This is a genomic window from Micromonospora sp. NPDC048909 (genome assembly GCF_040649635.1).
In the GTDB taxonomy this organism is placed as follows: Bacteria; Actinomycetota; Actinomycetes; order Mycobacteriales; family Micromonosporaceae; genus Micromonospora.
Genome location: NZ_JBEZFU010000001.1, coordinates 889411 through 903450 on the forward strand (window position 1 = coordinate 889411; position 14040 = coordinate 903450).

General features: G+C 67.5%; 13 protein-coding genes. 7 read left to right on the forward strand and 6 right to left on the reverse strand.

The annotated features are described in order from the left end of the window. Positions 1–448: 448 nt before the first annotated feature. The 3 genes from AB0C04_RS04295 to AB0C04_RS04305 are packed head-to-tail and all read left to right on the forward strand — an operon-like array spanning position 449 to position 5836. A complete protein-coding gene (locus AB0C04_RS04295) occupies positions 449–3058 on the forward strand; it encodes a DEAD/DEAH box helicase family protein (RefSeq protein WP_357048025.1) in 2610 nt (869 codons plus the stop codon). Beyond that, positions 3055–4335, forward strand: a complete 1281-nt coding sequence (locus AB0C04_RS04300; protein WP_357048028.1) for a restriction endonuclease subunit S — start codon at positions 3055–3057, stop codon at positions 4333–4335. The genes AB0C04_RS04295 and AB0C04_RS04300 overlap by 4 nt, the downstream gene beginning before the upstream one ends. Beyond that, positions 4328–5836, forward strand: a complete 1509-nt coding sequence (locus AB0C04_RS04305) for a class I SAM-dependent DNA methyltransferase (RefSeq protein WP_357048031.1) — start codon at positions 4328–4330, stop codon at positions 5834–5836. The genes AB0C04_RS04300 and AB0C04_RS04305 overlap by 8 nt, the downstream gene beginning before the upstream one ends. Before the next feature lie 5 nt (positions 5837–5841). Here the strand turns inward: AB0C04_RS04305 and AB0C04_RS04310 are convergent, their stop codons facing one another. From AB0C04_RS04310 to AB0C04_RS04325, 4 genes are read right to left on the reverse strand one after another with little or no spacing between them, the layout of a single operon-like run. After that, on the reverse strand, positions 5842–7326 hold the full coding sequence (locus tag AB0C04_RS04310) for a ThiF family adenylyltransferase (protein WP_357048034.1): 1485 nt from the start codon (positions 7324–7326) through the stop codon (positions 5842–5844). Next, on the reverse strand, positions 7316–7807 hold the full coding sequence (locus AB0C04_RS04315; protein WP_357048037.1) for a hypothetical protein: 492 nt from the start codon (positions 7805–7807) through the stop codon (positions 7316–7318). The genes AB0C04_RS04310 and AB0C04_RS04315 overlap by 11 nt, the downstream gene beginning before the upstream one ends. Further along, entirely contained in the window at positions 7804–8241 is a 438-nt protein-coding gene (locus AB0C04_RS04320; protein ID WP_357048040.1) for a hypothetical protein, read from the reverse strand. The genes AB0C04_RS04315 and AB0C04_RS04320 overlap by 4 nt, the downstream gene beginning before the upstream one ends. A gap of 7 nt (positions 8242–8248) precedes the next feature. Continuing rightward, positions 8249–8521: a hypothetical protein gene (locus AB0C04_RS04325; protein ID WP_357048043.1), complete on the reverse strand. Its 273-nt coding sequence runs from the start codon at positions 8519–8521 to the stop codon at positions 8249–8251. A 193-nt stretch (positions 8522–8714) separates the two neighbouring features. Here AB0C04_RS04325 and AB0C04_RS04330 point away from each other — a divergent pair, with 193 nt between their 5' ends. The 3 genes from AB0C04_RS04330 (at position 8715) to AB0C04_RS04340 (ending at position 11382) form a co-directional block, all read left to right on the forward strand. Beyond that, a complete protein-coding gene (locus AB0C04_RS04330; RefSeq protein WP_357048046.1) occupies positions 8715–9080 on the forward strand; it encodes a helix-turn-helix transcriptional regulator in 366 nt (121 codons plus the stop codon). A gap of 4 nt (positions 9081–9084) precedes the next feature. Then, complete coding sequence (locus AB0C04_RS04335; RefSeq protein ID WP_357048049.1) at positions 9085–9663, forward strand: ImmA/IrrE family metallo-endopeptidase; 579 nt, start codon at positions 9085–9087, stop codon at positions 9661–9663. Between the two features lie 300 nt (positions 9664–9963). After that, the gene (locus tag AB0C04_RS04340; protein WP_357048052.1) at positions 9964–11382 is read left to right on the forward strand and encodes a hypothetical protein; all 1419 of its coding nucleotides are present in this window, start codon (positions 9964–9966) and stop codon (positions 11380–11382) included. On the opposite strand, the gene AB0C04_RS04345 is transcribed toward AB0C04_RS04340, so the two are convergent. Continuing rightward, a complete protein-coding gene (locus AB0C04_RS04345) occupies positions 11351–12067 on the reverse strand; it encodes a GNAT family N-acetyltransferase (protein WP_357048055.1) in 717 nt (238 codons plus the stop codon). The genes AB0C04_RS04340 and AB0C04_RS04345 overlap by 32 nt on opposite strands. 49 nt (positions 12068–12116) lie before the next feature. After that, complete coding sequence (locus tag AB0C04_RS04350) at positions 12117–12941, reverse strand: SDR family NAD(P)-dependent oxidoreductase (RefSeq protein ID WP_357048058.1); 825 nt, start codon at positions 12939–12941, stop codon at positions 12117–12119. Positions 12942–13080: 139 nt separating this feature from the next. On the opposite strand from AB0C04_RS04350, the gene AB0C04_RS04355 reads away from it, so the two are divergent. After that, on the forward strand, positions 13081–14037 hold the full coding sequence (locus AB0C04_RS04355) for a CoA ester lyase (protein ID WP_357048062.1): 957 nt from the start codon (positions 13081–13083) through the stop codon (positions 14035–14037). Positions 14038–14040: the final 3 nt, after the last annotated feature.

The window sequence follows — 14040 nt, forward strand, 5'->3', positions numbered from 1 at the left end:
TGAACTGGATCTGAGCCAGAGTTGAAGGGGCGTCCGTCTCCGTCCGCCACCGGCCCACCGGCAACTGCTAGCTGGCAGGCTCCGCAAAGCCCGACGTGTCCCCGCTGCATCACCGTTAGTTAGGCAGCGAACCCATCCGGCAGACGATGCTGATGAGGCAGGGGCAAGGGCGTTTCACCCACCATCCCGGGGCGTTTCACGCCTTGACGGTGCTTCTCGAAGTCCGCAGGGCAACTCATGATCGGTCACTAGGGGGATGCGGAGAGTGCGTTTGATCGACTAGCCTCCCTGGGTTGTGGGGGCAATGTCTAGCGATGTCCGGCTTCAAGCAGAGCAGCGGGCCCGGGTCCTGATCGATCGGCAGCTTCGAGATGCCGGCTGGCTTGTGCAAGACCGCTCCGAAACGAACCTTTTTGCGGGCGCGGGTGTGGCCGTTCGTGAGGCGATCATGGCGAAAGGCCACGGCCGGGTCGACTACCTCCTGTATGTCGATCAGCGGGTCGCCGGGGTGATCGAGGCCAAGCCGGAGGGAACCCCGCTGTCAGGGGTGGAGTGGCAGTCGGCCATGTACGCCGAGGGCCTTCCTCTCGCGGTGCGGCTGAAGGCGCTGACCCGCGACGGACGGCTGCCGTTCGTGTTCGAAGCCAGTGGCTCGGAAACCCACTTCACCAACGGCTACGACCCCCAGCCCCGGGCCCGCCGTGTGTTCGCCTTCCCGCAGCCTGGCACCCTCGCCAGGAGCGTCCGTAACGCGGAAGCCGACCCGAGGCGACCGACGTGGCGGGCTAAGGTCCCTCACCTGCCACCCTTGGATACCGCTCCACTGCGCCCAGCGCAGATCACTGCGATCGAAGGAATCGAGCGGTCGCTGACCGAGCAGCGGTTCGACCGGTCGCTGGTGCAGATGGCCACCGGCGCGGGCAAGACCTTCACGGCCGTGACCGAGTGCTACCGGCTGCTCACGCACGGCGGCTTCGCCAGGGTGCTCTTCCTGGTCGACCGCAACAACCTGGCCGACCAAACCTTGGCCGAGTTCCAGAACTACCGCACGCCGGGTGACGGGCGGCGGTTCACCGAGCTCTACAACGTCGACAAGCTCACCAGTGCCGGCATGCTGGGCAGCTCCAGCGTAGTGATCTCCACGATCCAGCGGGTCTTCAAGGTCCTCGCTGGCGACACCGCTCCCGAGGGCGACGACCCGGGCCTCGACGGCTTCGTGCCTGACGCTCCGGTCAGCGTTGTCTACGACGCCGGGATGCCGCCGGAGACGTTCGACCTGGTGATCGTGGACGAGGCGCACCGCTCGATCTACGGGGTGTGGCGGGGGGTGCTGGAGTACTTCGACGCGCACATCGTCGGCCTGACCGCCACCCCCGGCAAACAGACCTTCGGGTTCTTCCGGCAGAACCTGGTGTCGGAGTACACCTATCCGCAGTCGGTGGCCGACAACGTCAACGTCGACTTCGATCTGTACCGGATCAAGACCCAGATCAGTAGCCAGGGCTCGAAGATCGACGCCGGCACAGTGGTGCCGAAGGTCGACCGTCGGACCCGCGTCCAGCGGCTGGAAACCCTCGACGAGGACCTGGAGTACACCCACAAGCAACTCGACCGGGCGGTCACCGCCACCTCGCAGATCCGCCTGGTGCTGGAAACGTTCCGCGACAAACTGTTCACCGAAATCTTCCCCGGCAGGCACACCGTCCCCAAGACGCTGATTTTCTGCAAGGACGACGCCCACGCCGAGGAAGTTGTCACCACCGTCCGCGAGGTGTTCGGCAAGGGCAACGACTTCGCCGCGAAGATCACCTACAGTGCCCGCGACCCCAAGGGCCAGTTGCAGGCGTTCCGCACCTCGGCGAGCCTGCGCATCGCGGTCACCGTCGACATGATCGCCACCGGCACCGACGTCAAGCCGTTGGAATGCGTGTTCTTCCTGCGCGACGTGCGCTCCGCAGCGTACTTCGAACAGATGAAGGGCCGCGGCGCCCGCACCATCGCGCCAGCAGACTTCCAGGCCGTCACCCCAGACGCCACCCAGAAGACCCGGTTCGTCATCGTCGACGCCGTCGGCGTCACCGAACACGACTTCGTCGACCCACCCCTGAACCGGGAAAAGGGCGTCTCGCTCAAGCAACTGCTCGACAAGGCCGCCACCCTCACCCTCACCGAGACCGAAACCGCCACCCTCGCGTCCCGCCTGGCGGCACTGGAACTGCAACTCACGCCCGACGAGCGCACGGAACTTGACGCCGTCGCCGGCGGCTCAGTGCGCGACATCGTCCGCGGCCTGGTCGACGCCGTCGACCCCGACACCCAAGCCCGCGCCACCGCCAACGCCGCTGACCCCGCAGCCGCCGTCCAAGCCCTGCTCGACACCGCGGTACGCCCCATCGCGGCGAACCCGCAGCTGCGGCAGCGGATCTTGGAGCTACGCCGCACCCACGACCGGATCATCGACGAGGTCAGCGTCGACGTGCTCGAAGACGCCTACGGCGTGGTCGACACTTCCCGGGCCCGGTCGATAGTCGAGTCCTGGCGGGCGTACCTGGACGAGCACCGCGACGAGATCACCGCGATCCAGCTGCTGGCTGAGGCGCGCGAGCGGCGGATCTCCTTCGCCGACATCAAGGAACTCGCCGAGCGCATCCAGCGCCCGCCCCGCAACTGGACCATCGACCTCATCTGGGCTGCTCACGAAGCCATCGAAGCTGACCTCGTCCGGCACAGCGACCGGCACACCCTCACCGACCTGGTGTCGCTGATCCGGTACACCATCGGGCAAGATAACGAACTCGTGCCCTACGCGGAGAAGATCCGCCAGCGGTACGCCGGCTGGCTCCGCCAGCAGGAACAGGCCGGGGTGACGTTCACCGAGACGGAGAGGTGGTGGCTGGACCGCATGGTCGAAGTTATCGCCGCGTCGGCCGGCATCAGCTCACACGACCTCGACAACGCTCCCTTCGCCGAGCGTGGCGGCATCGACGGCGCCATCCGCGACCTTGGCCCCCGTGCCGCCGCTTTCATCGACCAACTCAATACGGAGTTGACAGCGTGAACAGACTCCCGCCTGGCTGGTCATACGCACGCATCGACAGAGTCGCACGGGTGCAAGGAGGAATCCAGAAGCAAGGCAAGCGCCGGCCGGTCAAGAATAGGTACCCATTCTTGCGCGTAGCGAATGTGCTTCGGGGAAAGCTCGATCTCAGCGAGGTGCACGAGGTTGAGCTATTCGATGGCGAGTTGGAGCGCTACCAGCTGGAATACGGGGACCTCCTCGTGGTAGAGGGGAATGGTAGTCCCGATCAAATCGGACGTGCCGCAGTTTGGGACGAAACGATCCCTGAATGCGTCCACCAAAACCATCTGATACGAGTTAGACCATCGTGCGGACTCCTGCCAAAATACCTGGCTTACGCGTGGAACTCGCCGAAAACGGCCCAGCACCTACGGGATGTTGCGGGATCAACAAGTGGCTTGTACACGCTGAGCACGGCTAAGGTCAAAGCAGTTGAGATTCCTATGTGCCCAGTCGATGAGCAGCAGCGTATCGTCGACCTCCTCGAGGACCACCTCTCCCGCATCGATGCCGCCACCACGGGCCTATTTCAAGCGGACCAGAGGACTGCTGCATATAAGGCTGCGGCGGCGGTTACCGAACTTGAGGCGGCCGGCGGTGAATACGCCTCCCTTGCATCCATCTCTACTGCAGTACGAAACGGCATCTTCGTTTCACGGGCAAAGCCCGAACCTAACGGTGTGCCTATTCTCCGAATCGGCGCTGTGCGACCCCTGTTGCTGGATCTGACAGATCTGCGCTATTCCGAGCGAGATCGCCATGACCTAGCGACGAAGGATGCGCTCCTCAATGGCGGTGACCTGCTGTTCACTCGCTACAACGGGAATCCACGGTTTGTTGGGGCGTGCGCCATGGTTCCGTATGGCGTTAGCGATCTCACCTATCCAGATAAACTGATCCGTGTCCAGGTTGACAGGAACATTGCCGAGCCGGGATTTGTGGCGCTAGCCTGCAGCTTTGGCGAGGGTCGACGGCAAATCCAGTCAAAGGTGAAGACAACGTCGGGTCAAGCCGGGGTATCCGGGACCGACTTGAAACGGATCGCTATCCGGATTCCTGACCTCCCTGTGCAGGGCGAGGTAATGAAACGGGTTCAGGAAGCGCTGGACCATGCTGATCGAATCGCGGCGGCGACGGACGCAGCGAGACGACGGAGCGCATCGCTGCGGCGGGCGCTGTTGGACGCGGCGTTCTCGGGCCGGTTGACTGGGCGGGCGAGTGACATAAACCTGGATGAGGAGTTGGCGGGTGTCTGACGCGCGGCGGTTGGTCGACAAGCTGTGGTCGTATTGCAATGTGCTGCGCGACGACGGGATCGGCACGATCGAATACACCGAGCAGCTCACCTACCTTCTGTTCTTGAAGATGGCGCACGAGCGCGAGACCCGGCCGCTGATGCCGGAGCGGATCGTGCCGGCGCACTGTTCGTGGCAGCGGCTGCTGGACGCCGAGGGTGACCACCTGGAAGTCACCTACCGGCACATCCTCGAAGACCTGGCCCGCCAGCCCGGCACCCTTGGGACGATCTACCGCAAGGCGCAGAACCGCATCCAGGACCCAGCTAAGCTGAAGCGGCTGATCGTCGATCTGATCGACAAGGAGAACTGGTCGGCCGCCGGCACCGACATCAAGGGCGACGCGTACGAGGAACTGCTCTCCAAAGGCGCGGAGGACATCAAGTCCGGCGCCGGGCAGTACTTCACCCCCCGTCCGGTGATCCAGGCGATGGTCGACTGTATCCGGCCGACCGTCCGCGATACCGTGGTCGACCCGGCCGCCGGCACCGGCGGCTTCCTGCTGGCGGCGCACGAGTACGCCTCCCGCCGCGCAGAGACGCTGACCCCGACCGAACGCGCCCACCTGCGCGACACCTTCGTCCGCGGAGTTGAGTTGGTCGATGGGACCGCCCGGCTCGCCGCGATGAACCTGCTGCTACACGGCATCGGCACCCCGACCGGCGACAGCCTCATCGAGGTCAAGGACGCGCTGATCGCCGACCCAGGCCAGCGGTACTCAGTCGTGCTGTCCAACCCGCCGTTCGGCCGCAAGTCGTCCCTAACGATGGTCGGCACGGACGGCCGAGAGGCCCGCGACGAGCGCGAAATCGAGCGGCAGGACTTCGTCGTCACCACCGCCAACAAGCAGCTCAACTTCCTCCAGCACATCGCCACAATCCTTGATATCAACGGCCGCGCCGCCGTCGTCCTGCCAGACAACGTGCTGTTCGAGGGCGGGGCGGGGGAGACCCTGCGGCGGCGGCTGCTGCGCGACTTCGACCTGCACACGATGCTGCGGCTGCCCACCGGCATCTTCTACGCCCAAGGCGTCAAGGCCAACGTGCTGTTCTTCGACAAGAAGCCCGCCGCCGAACGCCCCTGGACCGACCGGCTCTGGATCCACGATCTGCGCACCAACCAGCACTTCACCCTCAAACAGAACCCGCTACGCCGCCGCCACCTCGACGACTTCGTCGCCTCCTACCTCCCGGGCAAGCCCCGGTCCGAGCGCGTCGAGACGGAGCGGTTCAAGGCGTTTACGTACGAGGAACTGTTGGCCCGGGACAAGGTCAACCTCGACATCACCTGGCTGCGCGACGAGTCCCTCGAGGACATGGAAAACCTCCCGGCACCCGAGGTCATCGCAAGAGAGATCGTCGAGGATCTCACCGCAGCCCTGGCCGAATTCGAGGCTGTCGCTGCCGCCTTGGAAGCCACCGACACGGCCGACCGCATGGCGTCATCAGGGCCGTTAGCTTGAAATGCTCACTGCGTGAGGATGTTCTTGGCGCGTTGAGCCCGTACCAGTCGGATGACGTCCGCATTGGTCTGGCAGTAGCAGTCTGAGCGCGGTCGACGATCGTCGACCATGTCGGGCCGGGGGCCGTACAGCGTGTCGTACTCGATCTGACGGATCGGGATACGGCTGCCTCCGGGGTGGGTGCGAGCGATCAGCGCACCGACCATGAGGCTCGCGGCTTGCTGAGCGACGAACGCTGCCGACGGCTGATAGCCGTCGTCGCCGGCGGCAGTGGTCAGACCCATGACACGGCCGAGGCCGCACACGGGTTGTCCAACGTGTCGTTCGAGCAACTGACGGCCCTGGCGGGGTAGGCCGCGCAGATCATCCTCAGTGAGGGCATCGTCGCCTCGAGCGATGCGCGCCAGCGGCAGCCCGGTAGCCTGGTGGAGGCGCTGCTCAGCCGTCAATGTCGTCGTGCTGGCGGGGAAGTAGCAGCGCATACATGGACCGGTGGGCAAGGCTTCGTGCAGGCTGACGGTGGTGCCGGCGCGTCCACCGGTGCCGCCGTCAAGGACAAGGTCGGCGTAGATGCGTTGGAGGTCATGGCGTGCCGCGATGTTGTCGACGGCACCGAGCACTGACTGCGGCATAGGCTTGTGGCCCGCGTCGATCTGTGCAATGAAGTCGTCGACCGTCCCGTGAACGCGGCGAATGTTCATGTGTTGGAGCGTTGCTTCGACTATGTCGACCTTGGGGAGTCGGGCGGCGGCGTCTTGACCGGTGCCGAGGCTGTAGGTGATCACGTTCGGCGGTTCGAAGATCTGTCGGTCGACGACGGCCATCTCTCCGGTTGCTTCCAGCGCGCGAAGGATGAGCGCGACGGCGGTGCCGATCGCACCCGCGCCGATGAGCGCGAGTCGCTCAACGTGCAGGTGCTGGGGAGCCTGCTCACGCGGTGAGAAGAGTCTGACTGGGCAGAAGTCGAGCGCCTCGATGCGGCGGTGTGATCCTGGTCGGAGCGCGGTGACCGTCTTGAAGATTTCGCCAGTGAGCATGGCGGCGGTCAGGACGGAGCCGAGGCCGCTGCCGGCGTACCGCAACTTCGGAAACGGCTGTCCAGGCCTTCGGATATGCGTGCCGTGTCCGTCGGGGACGCCGCTGAGGTGCGCGGCTGCATGGTCGACACCGACCTGCACGTGAAGCGCGTCCGGCGGTGCAGCACCAACCGTGATCGGCCGTTCCGGGTCGATACCGGCGGCGATGCTTACGACTTGGTCTAGGAGGTCGTCGCCCAGGCGTCCGGAGCCGTGACCGGGGTCGAGACTGAGTTGGATGGGCAGGCGCCTCAGGTCTGCGACAAGGACGCGGAGGCACGTGCTGCTGCCAGGCACAGTGAGGTCCACGGAGATGTGGACCTGGGACGCTTCGATCCGACCGCGAAGGCTCTCCGGTTCACCGCCCGTAGCGGTTGCGGCGAGCAGGAGACTGCGGCTGTAGTCAGTCGGCACGTACACCATCTCCGTCGAAGACAACACTGTCCATACAAGCCGCTGCGTCGCATCGTGGCGCTTCAGTCGGCGTCCAGTCCGACGTGAAGGTCCACCAGCGCCACAGAGCGAGGTCCTCGGGCGGGTTGTCGAACGTGGGAACAACCGCGCTACGGAAGCCCTTCACCCGCAGGCCACCCTCGCGGTCGGTTCGGGACAGGAACGCTTTTTTAGCGTGCGAGTGAACCATCGCGCGGACCTGCAGCTCGTTGTCTTCGGCCCAGGTGAAGATTGCATCGAAGGCGGGCCTGGTGATGCAGAACAACCCGTGCTTACGGACGATGCCAGTGGCGCCGGCGACCGCTACGACGCTCACCGTCGAGTCGCCAGGCTTTGTGAGCAGGAGGCCACCTGTCTCGACGCCGGCTCGGCCGAAGCGGCGAATGTCGGCGCAAAGGCGGGTGACGGCTGGAGTCGGCACGATGAGGTTTGGCTGACTCATGCGGCTCGTGCACCCCCGATCCGGTTGATGTCCTCAACGAGGTTCTCGACGACGAAGAGGAACGGATTGCCGGTGTTGCGCCAGGCGTGCGGGCCAGTCGCCCATTCCGCGTGGAGGGACTGCCCCTCAGCGGTGAAAGGCTTGCAGATGTCGTTCGGAGCGCGATATCCGCTCGCTGCGGGCCAGCCCCGCGGATCGCTGGTCGGCTGGCCGATCGCGGGAGCGAACAGTAGCGATGGTGGTCGGTGGGGGTACACCGTCCAGGAGATCCGTGCGACGAACTGGTTACTGCCGGGAGCGGTGGGTTGAACGACCGCCCAGTAGAGACCCGCCGGGTCGGCTTCGCGGTGCACGAGCCGCCCGCCGGCGGAGGACAGGAATTCCTCCACCGCCGGGACGTCCCGTGCGAGAGTGATCGTGCTCTCGATATCCATTATCGGGTCAGCTCGCGCCCTGGATCGTCTCGGTGCGCAGCTTGAGGTGCAGAGCGTGAGCGTGGCCCGCGAGCTCTCCGAGCGTCTTGTCGACGGGGATCTCGTCGCCGTCGTGCTTGAGGTAGTACCGGGTGGTCCCGTCAGCGGTCACGCCGAAGGCCGTCAAGGAGTCTCCCAGCACGTTGCCGATCGTGACCGAGCCGGCGTACTCGCGGTGGTACGGCCGTTCGGCGGTCGCGAACGTGACCGTGACCTTGATGTCGTGGGGCTTGTTGGGCATGGTTGCTCTCTCTCGCGCAGTGAATCTTGGTGCCGGAGGCGGGCAGACTTCACCCCGACCTCACGGTGCGCTGCGATTGCTACATCGCAACGCGTGCCGGTGTTGCAACTTGACCTTCGCACGGATATGCCGCCGATGCAAGCCGTTTCACTCGTGCAATAATGGGGTGGCTCGACGAGACGAGGGAGACGGGATGAGCGATGAGCCTGAGAAGGGGCGCTTCGACGCCGCAGCGTTCTACGCAGCGCTGGACCGGACCCGGGCGGAGCGAGGGCTGCGCTGGAAGCAGGTGGGGGACGAGGCCAAGGTCAGTCCGTCAACGCTGACCCGGCTGGCCCAGGGACGCCGACCGGATGTCGACAGCCTGGCCGCGCTGGTGGACTGGGCCGGGCTGAGCGCCGACGACTTCGTTCGTCGGACGCAGCCAAGGCAGGAAACACACGGCACACTCGCTGGCGTTTCGACCTACCTGCGTGCAGACAAGAACCTCGACGACCGCAAGGCCGAGGCGATCGAGAAAGTCATCGAGGTCATGTATCGCCAGATGACGGACGGCTGAGCTGATGGCGGGCAAGCTGCGTAAAGGCTTCCATCGCGAGGCGAACGAGACAGCCGAGTCCATCCGAGCCGAGCTTGGACTCGGAAACTTCGACCCACTGGACCCGTGGAAGCTAGCCGCGCACCTGGACATCGAGATCCGGAAACTCAGCGACATCGCGGTTGAAGTACCGGCGGTGTCGTGCCTGCTGGAGGAGGACGACAAGTCGCTCAGCGCCGCGACCGTGTTCAAGGGCTCGAAGCGGCGCATCGTCGTAAACGACGCACACGGGCTCCCCCGGCAATACTCCAGTATCTGCCACGAACTCGCACACGGTCTACTTCTACATACCCCCGCCATAGCGTTCAATGCCAGCGGGTGCCGTCACTGGGACCAGGAGATGGAGGACGAGGCGGACTGCCTAGGCGGGAAGCTACTGCTCACGGACCAAGCCGCACGGGGTCTCGTCACGCGGAACGTCCCAGCGGACGCCGCCCAACGCCGCTACGGCATCAGCCCAGAAATGCTCCGATACCGACTCAACATGAGCGGTGCCCAAAGGCTGCGGCAGAGCAAGACTCGTCAACATTCGGGCAACCTTTAGTTGTCGGCCGCTACCACGACCTCCGGCCGAGACGTAGTGGACAACCCGGGCCCTACCACTCGGACCATGGCTGACGCTGATGCGGAACCGGTTGGGGGCGGGCCAGTTTCCCGCTTGGTCAGCTCATAGCGCCGGCCGCCGTCGGGTGCCGGAACCCAGGTCGGGCAGGTATGAGCTTGTTGGCTTCTTTCGACGCTTGACTACGGTGAAGAGTCAGACCCGGCACGCCCTGGGCCGGTTGCGCGTCCTCGCCCCCGAGCTGGCCGAGTTGGTCGGCCGGAGCGCGCAGGAGGTGACCCGATGACCACCCGACTCACCGAGGCGCTGCGCGGCCTGGCCGACGGCGTGCCGCCGGCCGTCGTACCCGAGGAGCTCTTCGACGTCGCGCGGGCCCAGCACCGGCGTCGCCGGGCCACCGCGGCCGGCGCGCTCGCCGTCCTGGTGCTGCTGCTCGGCACCGGATACGCGCTGCGCCCGGTCGCCCTGCCGGCGCCCGCGGCCCCCCGGTTCGACGCCCCCGGCCTGCCCAGCCGGTTCGTCGCGCCGCCACTGCGCACCGCCACTGTGCAGGATTCGGCCCCCGGTGCCGCGGCGATGCTCTTCGGCGGTCCGGCCGTCCGCACCGACTGGCACGAGACCCGGCTGGGTGTGGTGGCCGCGGACGCCGACCGGTACCGGGTGCTCGACGCCGGACACCAGGTGCCCGGCTTCGACGCGTTGCTTTCACCGGACGGGCGGTACGTCTGGACGGGTAGGCGGTTGCTCGACCTGACGTCCGCGCGATCCACCCCGGATGTCCTGGACGGCTACCCGCTCGCCTTCGCGCCCGACGGTGTCCGGCTCGCCTACGCCGACGACGACGCCACGTTCACCCCGCCGAACACCTACGCCACGCCGTACGTCGGGGTGTACGACCGCGAACGCCGGACCGACGTGCTACGGATTCCGGTGGGTACCGCCTGGATACCTCCGGGACGCACCGCCGCCCTCTCGCCCGACGGCGGCGAGGTGGCCCTCCAGGTCCGCGACGAGGTGTGGCTGACCCGGGTCTCCGACGCCGGCCCCGACCGCACCGCCGAGCCGTACCGGAAGCTGCCGCTCGCCGGCGGGCGGCTCGCCGGTGCCGGTTCATGGTCGGCCGACGGGCGGTCGGTGGCCGTCCTGGAGCGGTCCCGCTGCACCAACTGTCCGGTGCCGGCATACCCGCGCACCTGGCGGTTGGCGACCCGCGCCACCGCCGACGGTGCCCCGCAGGCCGGCCCGGTCTTCCCCGAGCTGCGCTCCCGCACCTACGTGCAGCTGCTCGGCTGGCGCTCCGCCGACGAGGCGGTCGCCCTCGTCGGGGTGCCCGGCAGAGAGGCGGTCGACCGGCCGGAGGAGCACGACATCGCCTGGGGCCCGTACCACGAGCCGGGCACCGACGCGGTCGAGCTGGTGGTGCTGCGCCGCGGCGCGTCCGCACCGGAGGTGCTCCTCCGTACCCCGGCCGGGATCACCGACCTGTCCGTCGCCGCCGACCTGGCGCTCGACGGCGCGGTACGCGAGTCGGGCCAGCCCGACTACGGTCCGCTGCCGTACTGGCTGGTCGCGCTCGGGTTGCTCGGTACGGCGGCGGTGGCCGTCCCGCTGCTCGTCCTGTTCGGCCGCTGGCGTAGCCGCCGATCGGGGTCGCGCCCGCGGAAAGCGGTCAGACGTCCTGGACCGGCAGCACCCGGGTGACCGGCGCGGCGTCGCCGAGCGTGGCCCGCAACGCGAGCCGTTCCGGGTCGGCCATGAAGCTCTCCTGCCCGGCCCGGCTGGCGAACCGGATCACGTGCACCTCGGTCCGCCCGTCGTCGGTGCGCAGCCGTCGCTCCAGCCGCCCACCGTGCCGGTCCAACAGGGCGAGCACCGCGTCCTCGTACCGTTGCCCGGCCTCGACGTCGGGCAGCTCGACCAGCGCGACCAACCGCACGGTGTCGGCCGGGTCGGCCACCAGCGACTTCCAGAAGTGGTGGTCGACGTGACCGCCGGGGATGCCGTCCCGGATCCCGGTGTCGGTGTAGCCGTGCCGCCGGTAGAAGGCCGGCGCCTGGAACGAGAACGACGACACCGAGATCTCGGTGCAGCCCCGACGCCCGGCCTCTTCCTCGGCCGCCCGCAGCAGCCGGCCGCCCCACCCTTCGTGCCGGCGCTCCGCTCGGACCCACACCGTGTTGATCCCGGCCCGCCCGCCCCAGGTCCAGCCGGTCAGGCCGCCGAGCAGCTCCCCGTCGGCGTCGGTGACCCGGACCGAGAGCCCGGCCTCGTCGTCCGCGCCGGTGGCGGCGTTGTTGAAGACGGTCAGCTCCCGGTCGATCCGGGCGGCCAGTTCGGCGTCCTCACCGGACACCCGCAGCGTTGGTGTGTCGTTCCCCGTCGTCATGGCGCGGAGTATGTCAGCGGGCGGAGCGAGCCGGGCGCCGTGAAACGCGTCAGGCGTCGACGCCGACGGCCTTGGCACTGGCTGTCCAGAGCCGGGCGGCGAGCTGCGGGTCGGTCGCCTTGCGCAGCGGCCGGCGCAGGCGGCGGTCGTAGTAGTAACCGCCGTTCACCAGCCGGGTCGGGTCGGAGCTGGCGAGCCAGATCAACGTCTCCGCCCCCTTCTCCGGGCTGCGGAACGGCAGCACCCGCATGCCGAGGGCGACCAGCCGACTGTCGTTGGCGAACCGGGTGCGCACGACGCCCGGGTGGAAGGAGTGCGCGGGGATCTCCGGCCAGCGCCGGGCCGCCTCGCCGGCGAAGAGGATGTTCGCCTGCTTGCTGGTGCCGTACGCGGTCATCGGCCGGTAGCGGCGCAGCGTGGCGTTGAGGTCGTCCGCGTCGAGCGCCCCGCTGCGGTGCGCGCCGGAGGCGGTGACCAGGGTTCGACCGATCCGATCCTTCAGCAGGTTGCTGAGCAGGAACGGAGCCAGGTGGTTGGCCTGGATGGAGAGCTCGAAACCGTCGACGGTGGTGATCGGCTGCAACACGATCGCGCCCGCGTTGTTGATCAGCACATCGATGCGGTCGTACGCGGCCCGCAGTCGCTCCGCCAGCCGGCGCACGTCGTCCAGCACCGCGAAGTCGGCCCGGAACAGCTCCGGCCGCTCGCCCGCCGCCTCGCGGACCCGATCCCCGGCGGCCTGCAACCGGGCCGGGTCCCGACCGACCAGTACCACCTGGTCACCCCGGCACGCCAGGTCCACGGCGGTGGCCAGCCCGATGCCCGAGCTGGCCCCGGTCACCACCACCAGCCGACGCCCAGTGAGATCTTCCACAGGTCCATTCACCCCGGTCATGGCGCGAGGTTACCGTGTGGTCACAAACACCTTTGGGATCGTTAAGGCCGTCGGTGTCCCCGCCGGCCCGTCGTCAGGTGCGCCGGCATGCCCGCCGGACGCTGGAAGGAGCGCATCCATGGCCGCTGTCGGTCGCCCCCGCCGGTCCTGCCTCGCGGTACCCGGTTCCAGCGTCAAGATGCTCGGCAAGGCCCAGGGCCTCCCCGCCGACCAGGTCTTCCTCGACCTGGAGGACGCGGTCGCGCCGCTGGCCAAGCCGGACGCCCGCAAGAACATCGTGGCCGCCCTCAACGAGGGTGACTGGGCCGGCAAGACCCGGGTGGTCCGGGTCAACGACCTGACCACCCCGTGGACCTACCGGGACGTCATCGACGTGGTCGAGGGGGCCGGCGCCAACCTCGACTGCATCATGCTGCCCAAGGTGCAGAGCGCCGCCCAGGTGCAGTGGCTCGACCTGACCCTCACCCAGTTGGAGCGGACCCTCGGCCTGGAGGTCGGCCGGATCGGCATCGAGGCGCAGATCGAGAACGCCGCCGGACTGGTCAACGTGGACGAGATCGCCGCCGCCTCGCCGCGGGTGGAGACCATCATCTTCGGCCCGGCCGACTTCATGGCCTCGATCAACATGAAGTCGCTGGTGGTCGGCGCGCTGATCCCCGACTACCCCGGCGACCCCTACCACTACATCCTGATGCGGATCCTGATGGCCGCTCGGATGCACGACAAGCAGGCCATCGACGGCCCGTTCCTGCAGATCCGGGACACCGACGCGTTCCGCGAGGTGGCGAAGCGCTCCGCCGCGCTCGGCTTCGACGGCAAGTGGGTGCTGCACCCCGGTCAGATCGACGCGGCGAACGAGGTCTACTCGCCGGCCCAGGCCGACTACGACCACGCCGAGCTGATCCTCGACGCGTACGAGCACTACACCTCGGAGGCGGGCGGCCGGCTCGGCGCGGTGATGCTCGGCGACGAGATGATCGACGAGGCGTCCCGGAAGATGGCCCTGGTGATCGCGGCCAAGGGCCGGGCAGCCGGAATGAGCCGGACCTCGTCCTTCAGCCCGCCGGCGGAGTGAGCC